Genomic DNA, 19,016 nt, shown 5'->3' with positions numbered 1-19,016 from the left:
CTCCATTTGATGTGAATGCTTTTCACATGGGGGAAGATGGACCCAGTCTGGCACGTCTGCAAGGGGGTATGTAAAGAAAATTCACATTGGCCAGGGATAGGCTTCTTTCCGCCTATCCGGTGAAGCTGGCGACCGTCGCGCCCGTTGCTGTGGCCAAGGCCTGCGGTGCGACCGAGAACATGTGGCGCGGGGTCCCGGCGGCGGCCCAGACCACGGCAAAGTCGAGGAGCCGGGGGTCAAGGAAGGTGGGAAGCGGGGTCAGTTGGCCAAGCGGTGCCACGCCCCCGATGGCAAAGCCGGTGACGGCGCGCACCACCTCTACCTCGGCCCGCGACAGGGGCTCACCCGCCAGTGCGGCGGCCTTGCTGGCATCTACCCGGTTGCCGCCTGCGGTGAGGAACAGGAACAACCGACCGCTGGTCCCCTGGAACAGGATCGACTTGACGATCTGGTCGACCTGAACGCCCGCATCGGCTGCAGCCGCCTCGGCGGTGCGGATTTCGCCCTTCGCCTCGACCGGGACCGAGGCGATACCGGCGGCCTGCAAAGCGGCGGTCACGCGGGCCAGGGATTTCGACATCTTCACCTCCGGTTTCCGGCAGCTAAGCGAGTGACTGCCCCCCGGTCAATCCGGCAGGTGTTGACCCTTCGACCCTGCCGCCGCAAGGTCGCGCCATGACCCTTGCCGCCCGCCTCACCCGCCTGCCCATTCCCTTCGACCGTGATGCCGCTGCCGGACTGCGCGCCGACCTGGACGGCTTCCAGCCGCCGGTGATGGAGCTTCTCTCCGCGACCGCCGCCTGCAGCCCCTACCTGCGCGGCTTGATGCTGCGCGAGGCGGATTGGCTGCGCGAGGCCGTGGAAGCGCCTGAGGCCGCACTGGAGGCAACGCTGGTCGCGGCGGATGGTCTGGGTACAGAGACTCTGCCGCTGGCCCTGCGCGAGGCAAAGCGGCGTGTGGCGCTTCTGGCGGCTTTGTGCGACCTGGGCGGGGTCTGGACGCTGGAACAGGTGACCGCCGCGCTGACCCGGCTGGCGGACAAGGCGGTACATCTGTCGCTGACCTCGCTGGTGGCGGAGGAAATCCGGCGCGGCAAGCTGCCCGGGGCCACGCCCGACGACGCGGCGACGGCGGGGGGGATGGTGGCGCTGGCGATGGGGAAGATGGGGGCGGGGGAGCTGAACTATTCTTCCGACATCGACCTCATTTGCCTGTTCGACGAAACCCGCTATCCGGGCGAGGAGCAGGAGGCGCGGGCGTCCTTCATCAAAGTCACCCGGCGGATGACGGCGATCTTGTCGGACGCGACCGACGGCTATGTCTTCCGCTCCGACCTGCGGCTGCGCCCCGATGCCAGCGTCACCCCGGTTTGCCTGTCGATGGCCGCTGCCGAGGCCTATTACGAGGCTGAGGGGCGGACCTGGGAACGCGCGGCCTACATTAAGGCCCGGCCCTGTGGCGGTGACCTTGCGGCGGGCGAGCGGTTCCTGAAGACCCTGACCCCCTTCGTCTGGCGCAAGCATCTGGACTTCGTGGCGATCCAGGACGCCCACGACATGCGCCTGCGCATCCGCGACCACCGAGGGTTGCACGGGCCGATCACGGTCGAGGGCCACAACATGAAACTCGGGGCCGGAGGCATCCGCGAGATCGAATTCTTCACCCAGACCCGGCAGCTGATCGCCGGGGGACGTGATCCCGGTTTGCGGGATCGGACCACGGTGGGCGGGCTGGCGGCCCTTGCCGAACGGAGTTGGGTTCCGTCCGAGGTGTCGGGGGAGCTGACCGACCTGTACCGCGCGCACCGCGAGGTGGAACATCGGCTGCAGATGGTCAACGACGCGCAGACCCACTCGATGCCGACGACGGCCGAGGGCGTTGCGCGGATCGCGGCGTTCTGCGGACAGGATGAGGCCACGTTCCGGCGTGACCTTCTGGATCGGCTGGCACGCACCGACCGGCTGACGGAAGGCTTCTTCTCGCCTGCCGCGACCGAGGCGGTGCCGGACCTGTCCGAGACCGCGCGCGAGATCACCAAGGCTTGGGAAAGCTATCCGGCGTTGCGGTCCGACCGGGCGCAGGCGATCTTCCGCAGGCTGCGGCCGCGTCTCTTGCGCGAATTGTCCCGCGCAGCGAACCCCGACGAGGCGCTCGTGGCGTTGGACGGGTTCCTGGCGGGCCTGCCGGCGGGGGTGCAGATCTTCTCGCTGTTCGAGGCGAACCCGACGCTGATCGAGCTGATCGTCGACATCGCCGGATCGGCCCCGGGCCTTGCCCGTTATCTTTCGCGGAACGCGAGCGTCCTGGACGGGGTGATCGGCGGCAGTTTCTGGGGCGACTGGCCGGGGATGGCGGGGCTGCGGGCGGACCTGGCGGCGCGGCTGGGGTTGGCCACTGACTACGAGGCGCGGCTCGACATGGCGCGGCGCTGGATGAAGGAATGGCACTTCCGCGTCGGCGTCCACCACCTGCGCGGGCTGGTCGATGGATTCGAGGCGGGCAAGCAGTACGCCGACCTGGCCGAGGCGGTGGTGGGCGTGATCTGGGGCGAGGTGTCTGCCGATTTCGCCCGCAAGCATGGGCCGATGCCGGGCCGGGGGGCCGTCGTGCTGGGCATGGGCTCAATGGGCGTGGCGCGGTTGAACGCGGGGTCGGACCTGGACCTGATCGTGATCTATGACGCGGAGGGGGTCGAGACCTCGGACGGTCCGCGCCCCTTGGCGACGCGGCCCTATTATTCGCGGCTCACCCAGTCGCTGGTCACGGCCCTGACGGCACAGATGCCGGAGGGGCGGCTTTATGAGGTCGACATGCGGCTGCGGCCTTCCGGGCGGGCGGGGCCGGTGGCGACCAGCCTGCAAAGCTTTACCACTTATCAGGAGACCGAGGCCTGGACTTGGGAGCATCTGGCCCTGACCCGCGCCCGGGTGCTGGTGGGGGAGCCTACCCTGGGCGGTGAGGTCGAGGCCTTCCGTCGCAGCCTGCTGGCGGCGAAGGGCAGCGGTGCGACCGTGCGCGGCGATGTGGCCGAGATGCGGGCACGGCTGCAGGCGGCCAAGCCCGCGCAAGGGGACTGGGACGCGAAGAACGGTCCGGGGCGGATGATGGATGTGGAGCTTGCGGCCCAGACCTGTGCTCTGCTGGCGGGCTCTCCGGCGCGGAGTGTCGAGCGGCAACTGGCGGCGGCGGGCGCTGTGATGCCGGATTCGGACGTGCAGCGGCTGACCTCTGCCTACAGGCTGTTCTGGCGTCTGCATGCGGCGGCGCGACTGCTGGGCGACCGGGCGCTGGAGTTCGACAGCATCGGCGAGGGCGGCCGCAGCTTCATCCTGCGCGAGGTGGGTGCGGCGGATGCGGCGGCGCTGGCGGGGATGCTGGCGCAGGCGATCGCAACGGCAGAGGCGGCAGTCGACCGGCTGGTTGGGCGCGCGAAGGAAGGGGCGGGGGATGGATCTGGCTGAAGCGGACCCGAAGGGGCTGGTGCGGGAAAGCTACCGGATCGACGGCATCAGCCTTGGCGAATGCCGGTCGATCTTCATGGACTGGGCACTGTCGATCCCGGTCGGGCAGTCGGTGGCCGACTCGGTCCAGGTGCTGATTGCCACCTATGCGACGCCCGCGCCGGACCATCCGATGTCGAGCGTGTTGCGCGAGGCGCTGGCCGCACCCGCCGTGCCGCGTCGTCGGGGCGGGCGGATCGGACGGCAGAGCCTTAGCGGCTGAGGGAAGCAGCTTCGCGTGCCAGACGCGTGACCTCGGCCCAGTCGCCCTTCGCCATCGCCTCTTTCGGGGCAACCCAGCTGCCGCCGACGCAGAGGATGTTCTTCAGCGCTAGGTAGTCCGGCGCGATCTTCAGGCTGATGCCACCGGTGGGGCAGAACTTGACCTGCGGAATGGGTGAGCCGATGGACTTCAGGTACGCAGCACCCCCCGCCTGTTCGGCCGGGAAGAACTTCTGCACCGTATAGCCCTTTTCCAGAAGCAGCATGATCTCGGTCGCCGTGGCGGCACCGGGGAGGAGGGGCAGACCCTCATCCTCGCAAGCCGCGATGATGCGGTTGGTGGCACCGGGAGAGACGCCAAAGGTCGCGCCGGCGGCCTTGGCGGCCTTGACATCCGCGGGGGTCAGCAGCGTCCCCGCGCCCACGACGCCGCCCGGCACCTCGGCCATTGCCCGGATCGCGTCCAGCGCCACGGGCGTGCGCAGGGTCACTTCCAGGGCGGGCAGGCCCCCGGCGACCAGCGCCTCGGCCAGCGGTTTGGCATGGGCGAGGTCTTCGATGACCAGGACCGGGACCACGGGGGCGAGACGGCAGATTTCAGCAGCTTTGACGGATTGCTGGGCGGGAGTCATGAGAGTGTCCTTCAGGCGGCGGTGGGCAATCTGCCCACACTACAAATGTCACAGAACGAGGGCGGCGCCGGTGTCGGCAGACCCGACGTTGCGGCGGAACGCAGCGAAAAGCTCGCGCCCGATGCCGTATTCATTGGCCGACAGGTCCGCCAAAACCGGCGTGCGGCTGTCGAAGTCGGCGGCAAGGACGGTCAGCGTCCCAGCCACAGCGTCCAGCCGCACGATGTCGCCATCACGCAATCTGGCCAGTGGCCCGCCCGCGGCGGCTTCGGGTGCGACATGGATCGCGGCGGGGACCTTTCCGCTGGCACCCGACATCCGGCCGTCGGTTACCAGTGCGACCTTGAGGCCGCGATCCTGCAGGACCGAGAGGGTAGGGGTCAGCGAATGCAGTTCCGGCATCCCGTTCGCCTGCGGCCCCTGGAAGCGGACGACGACGACGGTGTCCGATGTGAACTCGCCCGCCTTGAAGGCGGCTTTCACCGCGTCCTGCGAATGGAAGATGCGGGCCGGGGCTTCGATGACATGGCGTTCAGGCGCGACGGCAGAGACCTTGATGACGCCCTTTCCGAGGTTGCCTTCAAGAAGCTTCAACCCACCCTGCGGCGCGAAGGGGTCGGCTGCGGGCCGGACGATCTTGTCGTTCAGGCTCGCCTTCGGCCCGTCGCGCCAGGCGAGGCGGCCATCCTGCAGCACGGGTTCCTGGCGGTAGGTGGAGAGGCCATCGCCCGCCACCGTCTTGGCGTCGGGGTGCAGGAGGCCTGCGTCCAAAAGCTGACCGATCAGGAACTGCAGGCCCCCGGCGGCGTGGAAGTGGTTCACGTCGGCCAGGCCGTTCGGATAGACCTTGGCCAGCAGCGGCACCGCTTCGCTGAGGTCGGCAAAATCCTGCAGATCAAGCAGCACCCCGGACGCGCGCGCCATGGCGGGCAGGTGCAGGACCAGGTTCGTCGACCCGCCCGTCGCCATCAGCCCGACGATGCCGTTCACATAGGCGCGTTCGTCCAGGATCTCGCCCGCCGGGCGGAAATCGTTGCCAAGCGCGGTGATTGCGGCGGCGCGTTCGACGGCAGCGGTGGTCAGCGCCTCACGCAGGGGCGTGCCGGGGTTCACGAAGCTTGCGCCCGGCAGGTGGAGGCCCATGAACTCCATCAACATCTGGTTGGTGTTCGCGGTGCCGTAAAAGGTGCAGGTGCCGGGGCCGTGGTAGCTGGCCATCTCGGCGGCCATCAGCTCTTCCCGCGTGGCGCGGCCCTCGGCATAGGCGTTGCGGACCTTGGACTTCTGGTCGTTCGGGATGCCGCTGGTCATCGGGCCTGCGGGGACAAAGACGGCGGGGACATGGCCGAAGGTGGCGGCGGCCATGATGAGACCCGGGACGATCTTGTCGCAGACCCCGAGATACAGGGCTGCATCAAAGCAGTTGTGCGACATCGCCACCCCAGCGGCGAGCGCAATCACATCGCGGGAGAAGAGCGACAGCTCCATCCCCGGCTGGCCCTGGGTGACGCCGTCGCACATCGCCGGCACGCCGCCCGCGACCTGGACGGTGACCCCGGCCTTCGCCGCCGCGGCGCGGATCAGGTCGGGATAGCGTTCGAACGGCTGGTGCGCTGACAACATGTCGTTGTAGGCAGTGATGATCCCCAGGTTCGGCACCTTGGCCGCGACCAGCGCATCCTTGTCCACCCCCATCGCGGCATAGGCATGCGCCTGGTTGCCGCAGCTGAGATGCGCGCGCACCGGGCCGTTGGACACTGCCTTCCCCAGACGCTCCAGATAGGCGCCGCGGGCATCGGTTGAGCGGGCCCGAATGCGGTCGGTCACCTGTGCGACAGCACGATGTAGCGTCATGGCGTCCCCTTGGATCTATGATGCGGCGGCTATAGCATCATGTGTTAGCGCTAACAACAGTCTATTCAAGGCCTGACCGGCATCAATGCCTGCCCTATGCCGGCAATGATGCCGGGACGGACCGAATGGCACAGGAAAACCCAAATCTCGGCCGAATCTCTGCTGCTCCACGCCCAACTGCTGCCAAACAGCCTGTGCAATCTTAACCACATTGTCGCTGCCTGCTGGAGATTCCAAGCCATGAAGAACCTCTCGATCCTCGTTCCGGCTGCCTTCGCCGGTGTTCTGGTTGCCGCGACCGTGTTTGCTGCACCCGCTTCGCTGTCCACGAAGCCGAGCCCCGCGGGCGCGCTGGACCGTGCAGCGGCCTATGCGATTGCGACCGCCGAGTAACGGTCAAGGCCGCGCCTCGGCGTGGTGTCCTGAGTTTACGAGTGACTGATCGGGCGCGAGGCCGTTTGTTGCGTTCCGTTCCATTTGATGTTGCACGGGCCTGACACATCCTGTCAGGCCCTGTTGCGTTTCGCGGCTGACGTAGTGCCCGGATGTCCGGCACATGACTTACACTTCGCGTAGTTGAGCTTGCCCTTCCGGGCCAGCCCGAAAGCGGCTATGCGGGCCGGAAGCACTGGCCACGGGGGGAATATGACTGCGAACGAGGTGACCGACCGGGGTCTGCCGGTGGTGCGGCTGAAGCCGAAGGCCGAGGCGCGCGCGATCCGGCACGGCTTTCCCTGGGTCTATGCCGACGAACTGGTGACCGACCGACGCACCCAGGCGCTGGCCCCCGGGGCGCTGGCGGTGCTGGAAGATGGCGAGCGGCGGCCTCTGGGGCTGGTCACGGTCAACACCCGGTCGAAGATCATCGCGCGGATGCTGGACCGCGACCCGGGGGCGCAGGTGGATGAGGCCTGGTTTGCGGCCCGGATCGGCCGGGCACTGGCGCATCGCGCGCGGCTTTATCCGCAGCCGTTCTACCGGCTGGTCCATGCCGAATCCGACGGCCTGCCGGGCGTGGTCATCGACCGGTTCGGCGATGTCGCGGTCATCCAGCCAAATGCCGCCTGGGCCGAGGAGCTGCTGCAACCGCTGGTGGCGGCCCTGGTCGCGGTGACGGGCGTCAAGACGGTCATCAAGAACGGATCAGGCCGCGCGCGGGGGCTGGAGGGACTGGCCGAGGAGATGGCGGTGATCCATGGGCCCGCGCCGGTCGGGCCGGTGCCGGTGCCGATGAACGGGGCGATCTATATGGCTGACCTGTTGGGGGGGCAGAAGACCGGCCTTTTCTTCGATCAGCGGGAAAACCATGGCTTTGCCGCCCGGTTGGCCCATGGCGCGCGCGTACTGGATGTCTTTTCGCATGTCGGCGGCTTTGCTCTGGCGGCCCTGGCCCATGGCGCCGTTTCGGCGCTGGCCGTCGATGCTTCAGCCGCGGCGCTGGACCTGGCGGGGCAGGGGGCGCAGGCCTCGGGATTCGGTGACAGGTTCGCTACGCGGCAGGGCGATGCCTTCGAGGTCCTGGAGGCCCTGGGGACCGAAAGCGCGCGGTTCGCTCTGGTGATCTGCGACCCGCCCGCCTTTGCGCCTGCAAAACCGGCGCTGGAAGCGGGCCTCAGGGCCTATGAGCGGATCGCTCGGCTTGCCGCGCCGCTGGTGGCGCCGGGGGGCTACCTGGTCCTTTGCTCCTGCTCTCATGCAGCGGACCTGCAGGCCTTCCGCAATGCCAGCGCGCGGGGCATCGGTCGCGGTGGGCGGCGGGGACAGATCATCCATACGGGGTTCGCCGGGCCGGACCATCCGGTGCTGCCGCAACTCGCCGAAAGCTCGTACCTCAAGGCGCTAACCTTCCGGCTGGACGGATGAAGGCGGTTCTCGACGCCTGCGTGTTGTATCCGACCGTCCTGCGCGAAATCCTGCAGGGGGCGGGTGAGGCGGGGCTCTATCAGCCGGTCTTTTCCGACCGCATCCTGCGGGAGTGGGTGCTGGCGACGTCAAAGCTTGGTCCCGAAGCCCCAGCGATTGCCGAAGGCGAGGCGGCGACCTTGCGCGCGGCTTTCCCGCGTGGGTTGGAGCGCGAACATCCCGAGATCGAGGCCCGGCTGATCCTGCCCGATCCGAACGACCGCCATGTCCTGGCCAGCGCGATTGCCAGTGGGGCGGATTTCATAGTCACCTTCAACGCGCAGGATTTTCCGGGCCACGTGCTGGCCGCCGAAGGCATCGCCCGCCGCGATCCCGATGGGTTCCTGTGGGAGCTGCAGTCAGGCGCCCCCGACGTCATGGCGGGAATCGTCGAGGCGGTGCGGGCCAAGGCCGAGGCGATCTCGGGCCAACCGGTTGCATTGAAGGCTTTGCTCAAGCGCGCGCGGCTCTATCGGTTGGCGAAGGCGCTGGGGGCCTAAGGCCCGGCAGCACGGGTGGCCGCCATCTCTTGCGCCAGGAGCAGGGCGGCGATCAGGCTGGCGGGGTCTGCAAGGCCCTTTCCGGCGATGTCATAGGCGGTGCCATGGTCGGGCGAGGTGCGCACGAAGGGCAGGCCGAGCGTCACGTTGACACCCCCGGCAAAGTCGATGGTCTTGATCGGGATCAGCGCCTGGTCGTGATAGGCGCAGACCGCCGCGTCATATCCGGCCCGTGCTGCGGCGTGGAACATGGTGTCGGCTGACCAGGGGCCTGTCACCGAAAGCCCTTCACCCGCAAGGCGGGCAAGCAGAGGGCGGATCATCCGCTCTTCCTCCCAGCCCATCGCGCCGCCTTCCCCGGCATGCGGGTTCAGCCCGGCCACAGCAATACGAGGGGCCGGAATGCCGAAATCGCGGATCAGCGCCGCGTGGGTGATGCGGATCGTGTGTTCCAGCAACTCCTCGGTCAGGGCTATCGGTACCTCGGCCAGGGGAATGTGGATCGTCGCGGGCACTACCCGCAGGCCGGGGCAGGCGAGCATCATGACCACCCGGTCGACGCCCGCCAGATGCGCCAGAAACTCGGTATGGCCCGGGAATGCAAAGCCCGCGCCGTCCTTCAGGGCCTTCTTGTTGATCGGTGCCGTGCAGATCGCCGCGGCCTTTCCGGTCTGGACCAGCCGAACCGCGCGTTCAATCACCGCGATAACCCCGGCTGCATTGGCAGGTGTCGGGGTCCCGGGCGTGGCCAGTGCGGGGAAGTCATGGCGCAGCACCGCCAGCGCACCATCGCCCGGGGCTTCGCCTTCGGAAACTTCACGCCAGCTGGTCCCTGCGGGCAGATGCCGGGGATCGCCGACCCAGACAAACCGCTCGCCCGCCGCCCAAGCCTTGGCCGCAATCTCCGGACCGATGCCAGCCGGGTCGCCACAAGTCAGCAGGATCGGTAGGGTCACGGCTCGCGGATGATGGCGGCAGAGCGCAACTCTTCCAGATAGCCTTCGGCCATCCCTTCAAGCTTCTGGTTGATGACCTGTTCGCGGATCTGGTCACGGGTCGGGACCGGGTCCAGCACCTGTTCCCGCCCGCAGAGCATCAGAAGCCGCCGGAAGCCGCCCCGGGTCAGGTCGGTAGAGGCTTCGCCGGGATCAAGCCGGGCAAGCTCAAGCGCGACATCGCCCGGAACTTCGTTCAGCGCGGATTTGGTGATGGTCAGGCGATCCTCGGGCAGTCCCTTGGCCTGACCGTAAAGATCGTTGCACTCATCGCTTGCGGCCAGGATTTCGGCGACAGCCCCGGCGTCGTCAGGCACCAGGAATTCGGCCCATTCGACGCTGACCGAGATCGGCTCGGCCGTGGTGTCCATCGCGACATCACGCAGAAGGAACAGGACGACAGCCCCCGGCACGGCAATCGGGTCAGAGACTTCGCCCGCGTCAAGCGCAAGGATTTTCTGGCCAATGGCGGCAGGCAGGTTGGCGAGCGGCAGCCAGTCAAGCCGCCCACCCGAGCCAGCCGTCGGGGCAGCCGAATAGCGGCGCGCGGCGGCGGCAAAGGCGCCTTCGCCGCTCAGGCTGTCCGACAGCTCCTGCGCTTGCGCCATCGCGGCCTCTTCTTGGCCCTCGGGTGCGGGGATCACCAACTCGCTAGCCAGCACCTGCAGGGCACGCGGACGGGCCGAGGCTTCAAGCGCCCGGTCGACATCGTTTTCAGTTATCGGCACCTGGCCCAGGAAGCGCGCCCGTACCACCTGCCGCCACAAAAGCCCGGCCGCAACGAAATCGCGGAAGGTTTCCGGGGCGATCCCGGCCTTGCCCAGTTCCGTCACGAACTGGTCCACCGACAGATTCGCCCGAGAGGCAAATTCGGTCAGGCCTGTGTTCAATTCCTCTTCGGACAGCTTCAGTCCCAAGCGTTCGGCTTCGGTCTGGCGCAGGCGGTCTTCGGTCAGCGCCTTCAGCGCTTCTTCCTCGGGATTGCCGGGCGCGCGCAGCACGCGCAGGAACAGGGCGCGCTGTTCGACCTCATAGTTGGTGATGACCCGGTCGTTGACGTAAAGCCGGGGGCCGAACAGGTCTTGCGCCATGACCGGCATCGTCAGAACCAGCCCCAGGGCAACTGCTGCCGCCTGTCGTTTCAGAACCGAGACAATCATCGTTTCCGCCGCTCTTCCTCAATCCCGCGGGTCTTTGGCCCGCCGTTTCTGCTGTCCCGTTCCACCCGCACCTACTGCCTGCAGGTTCGGGCCGGACCACCTGTCACACCGCTGCCGAAGCCGACGAGATCCAGGGACAGGCCGAAATCCGTTGTCGGGCTTACACTAGTGGATGACGTGAACCGACGCGAGAGGGAAACATCAAACCGGATGCATTCGTTCAGGAACTCCAGCCCCAGGCCCGCGACCGTGCCCTGGTCGGCGACAAAATCGTAGCGACCGGAAAACTTGGCGGTCCAGTTCGGCGATACGCGCTGGCGGGCATCGATGGTGAATTCCTGCGTCGGATCGGGACGGTTTTCCAGCGGATCGGCGACAGCCCAGATCATCGAACTTGAGACCGCCGTCTTCGGACCGTTCAGGGAAATCCGCGCCTCGCCCTTGGTCACGTCAAGGTCGTCATCCAGGACCAGCCGCCCGGTTATTGCCAGACCATCGGCCAAGGTGAAGTTGACCGCCGCCAACCAGTCGGAACTGGCCCCGGCAAAGCCCGACCCGGGGCCGAACTGGCCAAGGTCGGCCTCGCGGTAGACCCGGCCCAGTGTTGCCCCCATCGACCAGCCATCGGGATCGTAGCGGGTCCAGGTCACGCCCAGATTGACGCGGCTGCCGCGTTCGACGGCATCCGAGCCGGGAAAGCGGTCCAGCGCGACGAGACTGCCTTCGTCGAATTCGACAAGGGTCGAATCCTCGTTCGGCAGGGTCTCAAGCGTGTTCGAGGCATAGATGAACTGCGCCACGGGTTCGATCACATGGCTTGCGCCGTTCGCTCCCGTTTTGACCCAGGGCCAGCGCAGCTCGACCCCGGCCGAGCCATGGGTTCGCGTCGTGCCACCGCCAAAGGTGGCGTCGCCGCTGATCTGGTAGGCATCTGCCGTCGCTTCGCCGATGATCGAAGCCTCGATCCCGGCTGGAAGCATGAAACTGCGCCGCCAGTCGACGCGGGCCGAGATGCGCCCGATGTCGCGCCCGTCCGGGATCGTATCGCTATCCGTGCCGTCGAGGGGGCTGACCGATGTGCGATACTGGTTGTGGGTCTGCAGGCGAAGGCCGCCTTCGCCGCCCAGCGGACCAAGCGAGAAGCGCCGGTGAAAGGTCAGGTCGGCCACGAGCGACGGGATCGCGCTGTCGACCTCGTCATCGCGGAGCGTCTGGAAGCTGATGATCCGGGCCGAGATATGTTCGTTGCGACGCGTGCGCCTGATCTCCACCCGGCTGTCCAGCAGGTCGGTATTCCCAAGCCCGTAGTCCAGCATATAGGCCGGGTCGGTCACGGTCTGGCCGTCAAAGGTCAGCAGAAACCGCTCGGGCAGGGTGAAACTGCCCGTCATGCGCAGATAGCCCCGCGTTTCGCCGGGGAACAGCTGGTCGCGGGTGACCGAGCCGATCGCCTCGATCTGGCCGGTGGCAAAAGCCTGCCGGTAGCGCAGGCCCAGGGTCTGCGACTGCCGCGCGGTCAGGTAGGGGGTCAGCGTCAGGTCGGCGGATTTGCCAAGGACGAAGAAGTACGGAACCTTGATCCCGGTGCCCAGGTCCGAGGTCGTGCGGATCGAGGGCATCAGGAATCCGGTTGCCCGCTTCAACGTTGGGTCCGGCATCCGGAGACGCGGGATGTACATGACCGGCACCCCGGCCAGCCGGAACTGGGCGCGGTCAAAGTAGATCTGCCGTTCCACCTCGTCATGCACCACGCGGCGGGCACGGATTTCCCACAACGGCGTGGGATCGCCTTCGCAGACCTTGCAGGACGAGGCGACGACGGACTGCAGCGCCGTGTAGCGGCCGGAGACCCGCACCATCCGGTTCGCGGCCATCTGCAACTGCTGGTTCAGGACCAGCCGCGCGCTGGTCAGGATGCCTTCGGACAGGTCCGCAGCAAGGTCGGCCTGGCTGGCAAGGATCAGTGTCTGTCCGGTGGGTTCGGTCAGGACGATGGGGCCGGTGATCTCCAGCCGGTTGGTCGACTGGTCAAAGACGATGCGGCTGGCCCTAAGGCGGAGGCCCTTGAAGAAGACTTCGACATTGCCATCAGCGATCAGTTGGGTGTCGCCGGTAATCTGCAGACTGTCCGAAACCAGCGTCGCCTGGTCCTGGGCCCGGCCGGGAAGGGCGAAGGTCAAGCACAGACAAAGTAGCAAAAGAAGGCGGCGCATGTCAGCCATCCTCCAGATGCAGCAGGAGGCCCAGAGACAGCATCACCGCAGCGATGGGCGGGCTCCACGCGGCCAGAGACACCGGAATCTGGCCGCTGTCACCAAGCGCCTGCGCGAAGTTGCGCAGGAAGAAAAAGCCGAACCCGGCCAGAAGTGCATAAAGCACCATCCGCCCGGTGCCGCCGAACCGGACATGGCGCATGGTGAAACCGGCAGCCACCAATACCATCGCCGCCATCAGAAGCGGCAGCGCCAGTTCCATCTGATACCAGAGCTTGTAGGCCTGCGCCGAGAACCCGGCGCGTTCGAGATCGCCGATATAGGTGGGAAGGTCCCAGAAGCCGATGGCTGACGGGGTGCCGAAACTGTCGCGGATCCGTTCCGGTGTCAGGTCGGAGGGCAAGGCGATCGGGCCGGGATCGACGACGGCGGTCAGTTCGGGGTTGGGGTTGGTCAGATCCCAGGTCTTGGTGCCGGTCAATTCCCAGGCACCTTCGATCAGCCGGGCCCGTTCAGCCTCGACCCGGGTCCCCGGTGTGCCATCCTGGCTGAAGCCGACAAAGGTCACGCCGAAAAGCTCGGTCCCGTCCAGGTTCGACCGCGCTGCCTGGATGACGGTCTGCCCATCCTCGGACCCCTGGCGCAGCCACAGGCCGGTGTCGGCAACCGACAGCACCGAACGACCGCCCTGGCTCAGCTCGGACCGGCGGTCGTCATAGGCCTTGGACGTGGCCGCAACAAGCGGGTTGAACAGCGCCACCGCCAGCAGGCCCAGGGCCACCGAAACCAGAAGCGGCGTCATCAGAAAGCGCAGGCCGGATCGTCCGGCGGCGCGGACCACGACCAGTTCCGAAGATCGGGCGAGGCCAAGGAAGTTGGCAATCGCCCCCATTACCATGATCAAGGGCAGGATGCGGTACAGTGTTTCCGGCACGCTGAGAAGCGACAGCTCGGCTGCGCCGGCCAACCCGATCCCCGCGCCGGAAAACCGCCGCAGCTGCTCGATCATGTCGACCAGCAGAAGGATCGCGAAGAAGATCAGGAAGACCTTGCCCACTGTCGCCAGAAACCGCCGCGCGATGTAAAGGTTCAGCGTCACGCCAACGCCCTCCGCCGCCTTGGCCGCTGTGCAAACCACAGAAGGCCGGCAGCCGTCGCGATACCGACCAACGGGGCAAGATAAAGCGCCACCCAGGCTCCGGCCGACGTCAGCGCCACGGCCCCGGACCAGGTCCAGACCAGCTGCACGCCGATCAAGAGGCCGACGGCCAGCGCCATCTGCCGCCACAGTCCGAAGCGCGAGAACGTGCCCAGCATCAGCGCCGCAAAGCCGATAAGCGGCGCGACCACCGACAATAGCGGCGAGGCTATCCGGGAATGCCCTTCCTCAAGTAGCTGTTCGGGACTAGCCCCTGTCGTGGCCTGGGCCTCGGGCGAGGCGGCCAGCAGGATCGGTGTCGACAGGGCGTTCAGTGCGATCTGCCCGCCCCCACCGACCGAGACAAGGCCCGCCAGATCCAGCGTGAAGTCGGAAAACCGCGTCACCGACATCCGCGCCTCGTCCCGCGTCAGGATCTGGGTCGAGCCGTCAACCATCACCAGCTTCGGCGCAACCTCACCCCGGACCAGGAAGGCCTTCCGCGCGGAATGGATCGCGCGTTCGGTGGGAGAGCGTTCGTCGGAGAGGAACAGATCAAGAAGCTCGCCCGTCGGTGTGATCTCGCGGATGTAGAGCGTCACGCCCTGCGCGGGATGCATGAACTGCCCGGCGGTCAGGAACCGCGCGGTGACGTTCTGCGAAATCTCGGCGCTGCGCTCGCTGAGGACCTTCTGGCTGGCCGGGACCAGCACGTTGGTCAGGACGCCGTGCATGACCATCACGATCAGCCCGAAGTAGAGGACCGGACGTGCCAGGCGGAAGGCGGAAAAGCCGGTCGCCTGCATGACCACCAGCTCGGATTCCTGCATCAGGCGGTTCGTGACGTAGACTGTCGCCGCAAAGGCCGCCACCGGCAGGACCAGCCGGATCGCGTTCGGCAGCGTCAGGATCGAGAACTCCAGGAACACCAGCGCCGATTGCCCATCGCCGATCAGCTGGTCGAACAGTCCGACCGCCCGGTTGACCCAGTAGACCGCGACCAGCACCAGGGCGAAAAAGCCAAACAGCGCGAGGAGTTGCGACAAGAGATATCTGTCGAATCTAGACACGCCCGGCTTGGCCTCTACTACATCTTGCGGGGACCCTAACGGAATTCCCCGGCGGCGAAAACTGCTATCTGGCCAATCGGCGGCCTGGGCTGTAGCCTCCCGCCAATCCTCCGCCGCCGGTCTTTTGGCAAGGCGCGGAATTCCCGACCTGATGAGAGCACCCGATGCCAAAACCCCTGCCGATCCAGTTCCAGGCCACCGATCTTGAAGCGCTTGCCAGCCAGAAGGGCCGCATTGCGGTTCTGGCGGATGCAGGCCAGCCGACCAGCCCCGGCTTCCGCCGGCTGGACCGCTTGTCCAAGGGTGCCCTGTCGCGCGCCTTCGGGTCCGAGGCGTTTCACAAGCTGAAACCGGGTGAGGCGATGGAACTGGCCTATCCCCCGGGGCTGGCGGCCGATGCGGTCCAGCTGATCCGGCTGGGCAGGAAGGCCGACCAGGCCCAGGCCCGCAAGGCCGGTGCCGCAGTCGGGCGGTCGCATGGACCCTCGGGCTCGCTGGTGCTGGCCGAAGGACATTCCCGCGCCGCCGACATCGCCTTTGGCCTGGCGATGCGCGCCTATGACTTCGACAGCCACAAGACCGGCGAAAAGACCGCCCCGGGCCCGGTGACGCTGATGGCGACAACGCCGGAAACCGTCGCCAAGGCCGCCGCCCCGATGGCAGCCGTCGCCGAAGGCGTGTTCTTTACCCGCGATCTGGTGAACGAACCCGCGAACGTGCTGACCACGCATGATTTCGCCGCGCGCCTGGCCGCGATGCAGGAACTGGGCCTCGACGTCGAGATCCTTGAGGAAGACGAGCTCACGAAACTTGGCATGGGTGCGCTTCTCGGCGTGGGGCAGGGGTCGGAAAGCCCTTCGAAGGTCGTGGTCATGCAATGGCATGGCGGCAAGAAGGGCGAGGCGCCCTTTGCTCTGATCGGCAAGGGCGTTGTCTTCGACACCGGCGGCATCTCGATCAAGCCTGCGGCGGGCATGGAAGAGATGACGATGGACATGGGCGGCGCGGGCGTCGTCGCGGGCGTGATGCGCACGCTCGCGCTCCGCAAGGCCAAGGCCAATGTCGTGGGTCTGGTAGGGCTGGTGGAAAACATGCCCGATGGCCGCGCGCAGCGTCCGGGCGACGTGGTGAAGTCGATGAAGGGCGACACCATCGAGGTGATCAACACCGACGCCGAGGGGCGTTTGGTCCTCGCCGACGTGATGTGGTACGCGCAGGAGCGCTTCAAGCCCACGGGGATGATCGACCTGGCCACGCTGACCGGGGCAATCATCATTGCCTTGGGCCATGAAAACACCGGTGTTTTCTCGAACAACGATGCCCTCTGCAACGCCTTCCTGGCTGCGGCGAAGGCGGAAGGCGAGGGCGCCTGGCGGATGCCGATGGGTGACGCCTATGACGCCAAGCTGAAATCGCGGATCGCCGACATGATGAACGTAGGCGGCCGGGATGGCGGCTCGATCACCGCGGCGCAGTTCCTGCAGCGTTTCGTCAAGCCGGAGACGCCGTGGATCCACCTGGACATCGCCGGGACCGCGCTGCTGAAGTCGGACTCCACCCTGGCTCCGAAGGGTGCGACGGGCTGGGGTGTGATGGCGCTGGACCGGCTGATCCGCGACCGGTTCGAGAAGTGACGCTCTTCCCTTGCTTCGCGGCGGTCATCGCTTGCGGGGCACGAGCGAAGAGCGGTCGAAGACAAGCGATGAGCGTCCCATGGGCACGGTGATGTTCTTACACCTGATCCAGTCGGCCCCGGCTGACACGCTGGCGATCAACGCGCCACGCGCGCTGGGGCAGGGCTGGCGGGTGATGGTGCGCGGCACCGACCCGGAGGCGCTGGACCGGCTGGATCAGGCGCTATGGCTGAAGGGCGGCGACGAAAGCTTTCTGCCACATGGCTTGGAAGGCGGCCCGCATGACGCGGACCAGCCGGTGCTCTTGGGCCTAAGCGGCCCGGCGAACGGCGCGAAGGTCCTGGCGCTGGTAGATGGCGCACAAGCGACCGACGCCGAAATCACAGCGATGGAGCGGGTCTGGGTCTTGTTCGACGGCAACGATCCGGACCGCCTGCAGGCCGCCCGCGCGCAGTGGAAGGCAATCACCGACAAGGGCCACCCCGCCCAGTACTGGTCCGAGGAATCGGGCCGCTGGGAGAAGAAGGCCGAAAAGCTGCCCTCGGCCTAGCCCTTGCGCAAAAGCCGGGCCACTTCCGGCGCGAAATAGGTCAGGATTCCGTCACAGCCCGCGCGCTTGAAGGCCATCAGGCTTTCGAGCATTGCCTTTTCCCCATCCAGCCAGCCGTTCTGCGCCGCCGCCTTGATCATCGCGTATTCGCCAGACACCTGATAGGCGAAGGTCGGCGCACCGAAGGCCTCCTTGACCCGGGCGCAGATATCCAAGTACGGCATCCCCGGCTTTACCATCACCATGTCCGCGCCTTCCGCCAGATCGCGCGCGACCAGCCGGATCGCCTCATCCTTGTTGGCGGGGTTCATCTGGTAGGTCTTCTTGTCGCCCTTCAGTGCCCCGCTTGCGCCCACCGCATCGCGGAACGGCCCGTAGAAGGCACTGGCATACTTGGCCGCATAGGACAGGATCGCCGTGTCCTTGTGCCCAGCCGCCTCCAGCGCCGCGCGCATCGCGCCGATCCGGCCGTCCATCATGTCGGACGGGCCCAGGATATCCGCCCCCGCCGCGGCCTGCGCCAGCGCCATCTTCACCAGCGCCTCGACCGTTTCGTCGTTCAGGATGATCCCGTCGACCACCAGCCCGTCATGGCCATGCGCGTTGTACGGATCCAGCGCCACATCCGTCATCACCGCGATGTCCGGCACCTGCGCCTTGATTGCCCGGATCGCCCGGTTCGTCAGGTTCTCCGGATTCCAGGCCTCTTCACACCCCGCCGTCTTGAGCCGCGGGTCGGTGTAGGGGAACAGGCAGATCACCGGGATCCCCAGATCGCGCGCGGAAGCCGCCGCTTCGACGACAAGGTCTAGTGACAACCGTTCCACCCCCGGCATCGACGCCACCGGCTGGCGCACCCCGGACCCGTCGCACAGGAACACCGGCCAGATCAGATCGCCCGCCCCCAGCGTCGTCTCCTGGGTCAGCGCGCGCAAGGGCGCGGTGCGCCGAAGCCTGCGAAAGCGGGTCAGCGGATAGGGTGCCTGGACTGGCTGCATGGTCGGCTCCTTCTTCCCTGCTCAAGCAGGGACTTGCGGCTTGGCCTTCTGCCTGCCATGGAAAGAGATGCGCCTCAAGTCGACACTTGACGGAACGGCGCTGAGACAGGAGACGTGGCAGAGTGGATGTCTTTGATACGGCGCTGGAAGTGATCGACCTGAGGTCGTTTTCGAACCTCTGGTACTGGATCGCGCTTGCCGTGCTGTGGTCATCGGTCAGCCATTGGTCGCTGGGTGTTCCGCACGACATGATCCAGCGCGCCCGGCGCGAGGGTGGTCAGGCGCTGGCCGATGTCGAGGACCTGGTCCGGATCAACGTGAACCGGCTGTTGAACATCGTCGACAAGGGCGCGATGATCCTGGTCGGCCTTGCCTGTTTCTGGCTTTCGGCGCTGGCGGTGCTGGCTTTCTACTATGATGTCGAATTCGCCCAGGCTGTGTTTCTATTGCTGGGGCCGCTGTCGCTGGTGCTGTGGGCCAGTGTCCGCGAATGCCGCACGATCGCGGCGGGGGCGAGCACCGGCGATGCGCTTCTGCGGCGGCTGACCATCCACCGCCGAGTCCTGCAGGTGATCGGCATGGTCGCCATCGCCATCACCGCCTTTTACGGCACCTGGCAGAATGTCAGTGTCTCGATCCTGAACTGA

Annotated in this window: 17 protein-coding genes; 8 read left to right on the top strand and 9 right to left on the bottom strand. The window is 66.8% G+C overall.

What is annotated here, in order from left to right:
* Positions 1-112: 112 nt before the first annotated feature.
* Positions 113-580, bottom strand: coding sequence for a YbaK/EbsC family protein (locus AC2EAL_RS14040; RefSeq protein ID WP_484724845.1), 468 nt, complete (start codon positions 578-580; stop codon positions 113-115).
* Positions 581-675: 95 nt separating this feature from the next.
* Here AC2EAL_RS14040 and AC2EAL_RS14035 point away from each other — a divergent pair, with 95 nt between their 5' ends.
* Both AC2EAL_RS14035 and AC2EAL_RS14030 read left to right on the top strand, forming a co-directional pair.
* Positions 676-3,462 (top strand): [protein-PII] uridylyltransferase family protein, encoded by a 2,787-nt coding sequence (locus tag AC2EAL_RS14035; protein ID WP_484724844.1) that lies wholly within the window; start codon positions 676-678, stop codon positions 3,460-3,462.
* A complete protein-coding gene (locus AC2EAL_RS14030; protein ID WP_484724843.1) occupies positions 3,449-3,724 on the top strand; it encodes a hypothetical protein in 276 nt (91 codons plus the stop codon). Before AC2EAL_RS14035 ends, AC2EAL_RS14030 begins: the two co-directional genes overlap by 14 nt.
* Here the strand turns inward: AC2EAL_RS14030 and AC2EAL_RS14025 are convergent.
* Both AC2EAL_RS14025 and edd read right to left on the bottom strand, forming a co-directional pair.
* The gene (locus AC2EAL_RS14025; RefSeq protein ID WP_484724842.1) at positions 3,714-4,355 is read right to left on the bottom strand and encodes a bifunctional 4-hydroxy-2-oxoglutarate aldolase/2-dehydro-3-deoxy-phosphogluconate aldolase; all 642 of its coding nucleotides are present in this window, start codon (positions 4,353-4,355) and stop codon (positions 3,714-3,716) included. The genes AC2EAL_RS14030 and AC2EAL_RS14025 overlap by 11 nt on opposite strands.
* 48 nt (positions 4,356-4,403) lie before the next feature.
* Positions 4,404-6,209 carry a phosphogluconate dehydratase gene (edd, locus tag AC2EAL_RS14020; protein ID WP_484724841.1) on the bottom strand — a complete coding sequence of 602 codons (1,806 nt, stop codon included), beginning with the start codon at positions 6,207-6,209 and terminating at the stop codon, positions 4,404-4,406.
* A 240-nt stretch (positions 6,210-6,449) separates the two neighbouring features.
* Between edd and AC2EAL_RS14015 the strand changes: the two genes are divergently transcribed.
* The 3 genes from AC2EAL_RS14015 (at position 6,450) to AC2EAL_RS14005 (ending at position 8,611) form a co-directional block, all read left to right on the top strand.
* A complete protein-coding gene (locus tag AC2EAL_RS14015) occupies positions 6,450-6,602 on the top strand; it encodes a hypothetical protein (protein ID WP_484724840.1) in 153 nt (50 codons plus the stop codon).
* A 252-nt stretch (positions 6,603-6,854) separates the two neighbouring features.
* Positions 6,855-8,072, top strand: a complete 1,218-nt coding sequence (locus AC2EAL_RS14010) for an RSP_2647 family RNA methyltransferase (protein WP_484724839.1) — start codon at positions 6,855-6,857, stop codon at positions 8,070-8,072.
* A complete protein-coding gene (locus tag AC2EAL_RS14005; protein ID WP_484724838.1) occupies positions 8,069-8,611 on the top strand; it encodes an RSP_2648 family PIN domain-containing protein in 543 nt (180 codons plus the stop codon). The genes AC2EAL_RS14010 and AC2EAL_RS14005 overlap by 4 nt, the downstream gene beginning before the upstream one ends.
* Here the strand turns inward: AC2EAL_RS14005 and pdxA are convergent.
* From pdxA to lptF, 5 genes are all read right to left on the bottom strand, one after another.
* Positions 8,608-9,567: a 4-hydroxythreonine-4-phosphate dehydrogenase PdxA gene (gene pdxA, locus AC2EAL_RS14000; RefSeq protein ID WP_484724837.1), complete on the bottom strand. Its 960-nt coding sequence runs from the start codon at positions 9,565-9,567 to the stop codon at positions 8,608-8,610. The genes AC2EAL_RS14005 and pdxA overlap by 4 nt on opposite strands.
* On the bottom strand, positions 9,564-10,766 hold the full coding sequence (locus AC2EAL_RS13995; protein ID WP_484724836.1) for a peptidylprolyl isomerase: 1,203 nt from the start codon (positions 10,764-10,766) through the stop codon (positions 9,564-9,566). The genes pdxA and AC2EAL_RS13995 overlap by 4 nt, the downstream gene beginning before the upstream one ends.
* Before the next feature lie 71 nt (positions 10,767-10,837).
* Entirely contained in the window at positions 10,838-12,946 is a 2,109-nt protein-coding gene (locus AC2EAL_RS13990; protein ID WP_484724835.1) for an LPS-assembly protein LptD, read from the bottom strand.
* Positions 12,947-12,980: 34 nt separating this feature from the next.
* Positions 12,981-14,078 carry an LPS export ABC transporter permease LptG gene (gene lptG, locus AC2EAL_RS13985; RefSeq protein WP_484724834.1) on the bottom strand — a complete coding sequence of 366 codons (1,098 nt, stop codon included), beginning with the start codon at positions 14,076-14,078 and terminating at the stop codon, positions 12,981-12,983.
* On the bottom strand, positions 14,075-15,187 hold the full coding sequence (gene lptF, locus AC2EAL_RS13980) for an LPS export ABC transporter permease LptF (RefSeq protein ID WP_484724833.1): 1,113 nt from the start codon (positions 15,185-15,187) through the stop codon (positions 14,075-14,077). The genes lptG and lptF overlap by 4 nt, the downstream gene beginning before the upstream one ends.
* Before the next feature lie 164 nt (positions 15,188-15,351).
* Between lptF and AC2EAL_RS13975 the strand changes: the two genes are divergently transcribed.
* Both AC2EAL_RS13975 and AC2EAL_RS13970 read left to right on the top strand, forming a co-directional pair.
* On the top strand, positions 15,352-16,821 hold the full coding sequence (locus AC2EAL_RS13975) for a leucyl aminopeptidase (protein WP_484724832.1): 1,470 nt from the start codon (positions 15,352-15,354) through the stop codon (positions 16,819-16,821).
* A gap of 79 nt (positions 16,822-16,900) precedes the next feature.
* Entirely contained in the window at positions 16,901-17,371 is a 471-nt protein-coding gene (locus AC2EAL_RS13970) for a DNA polymerase III subunit chi (protein ID WP_484724831.1), read from the top strand.
* Here the strand turns inward: AC2EAL_RS13970 and hemB are convergent.
* Positions 17,368-18,369 carry a porphobilinogen synthase gene (gene hemB / locus AC2EAL_RS13965; RefSeq protein WP_484724830.1) on the bottom strand — a complete coding sequence of 334 codons (1,002 nt, stop codon included), beginning with the start codon at positions 18,367-18,369 and terminating at the stop codon, positions 17,368-17,370. The two genes, AC2EAL_RS13970 and hemB, sit on opposite strands and share 4 nt — an antisense overlap.
* A 122-nt stretch (positions 18,370-18,491) precedes the next feature.
* Here hemB and AC2EAL_RS13960 point away from each other — a divergent pair, with 122 nt between their 5' ends.
* Positions 18,492-19,016, top strand: a complete 525-nt coding sequence (locus AC2EAL_RS13960; RefSeq protein WP_484724829.1) for a component of SufBCD complex — start codon at positions 18,492-18,494, stop codon at positions 19,014-19,016.

The sequence above is a fragment of the Tabrizicola sp. T74 genome (genome assembly GCF_057219935.1).
Note: the sequence above shows the minus strand (reverse complement) of the source record. Positions and strands in the feature narration are given on the sequence as shown.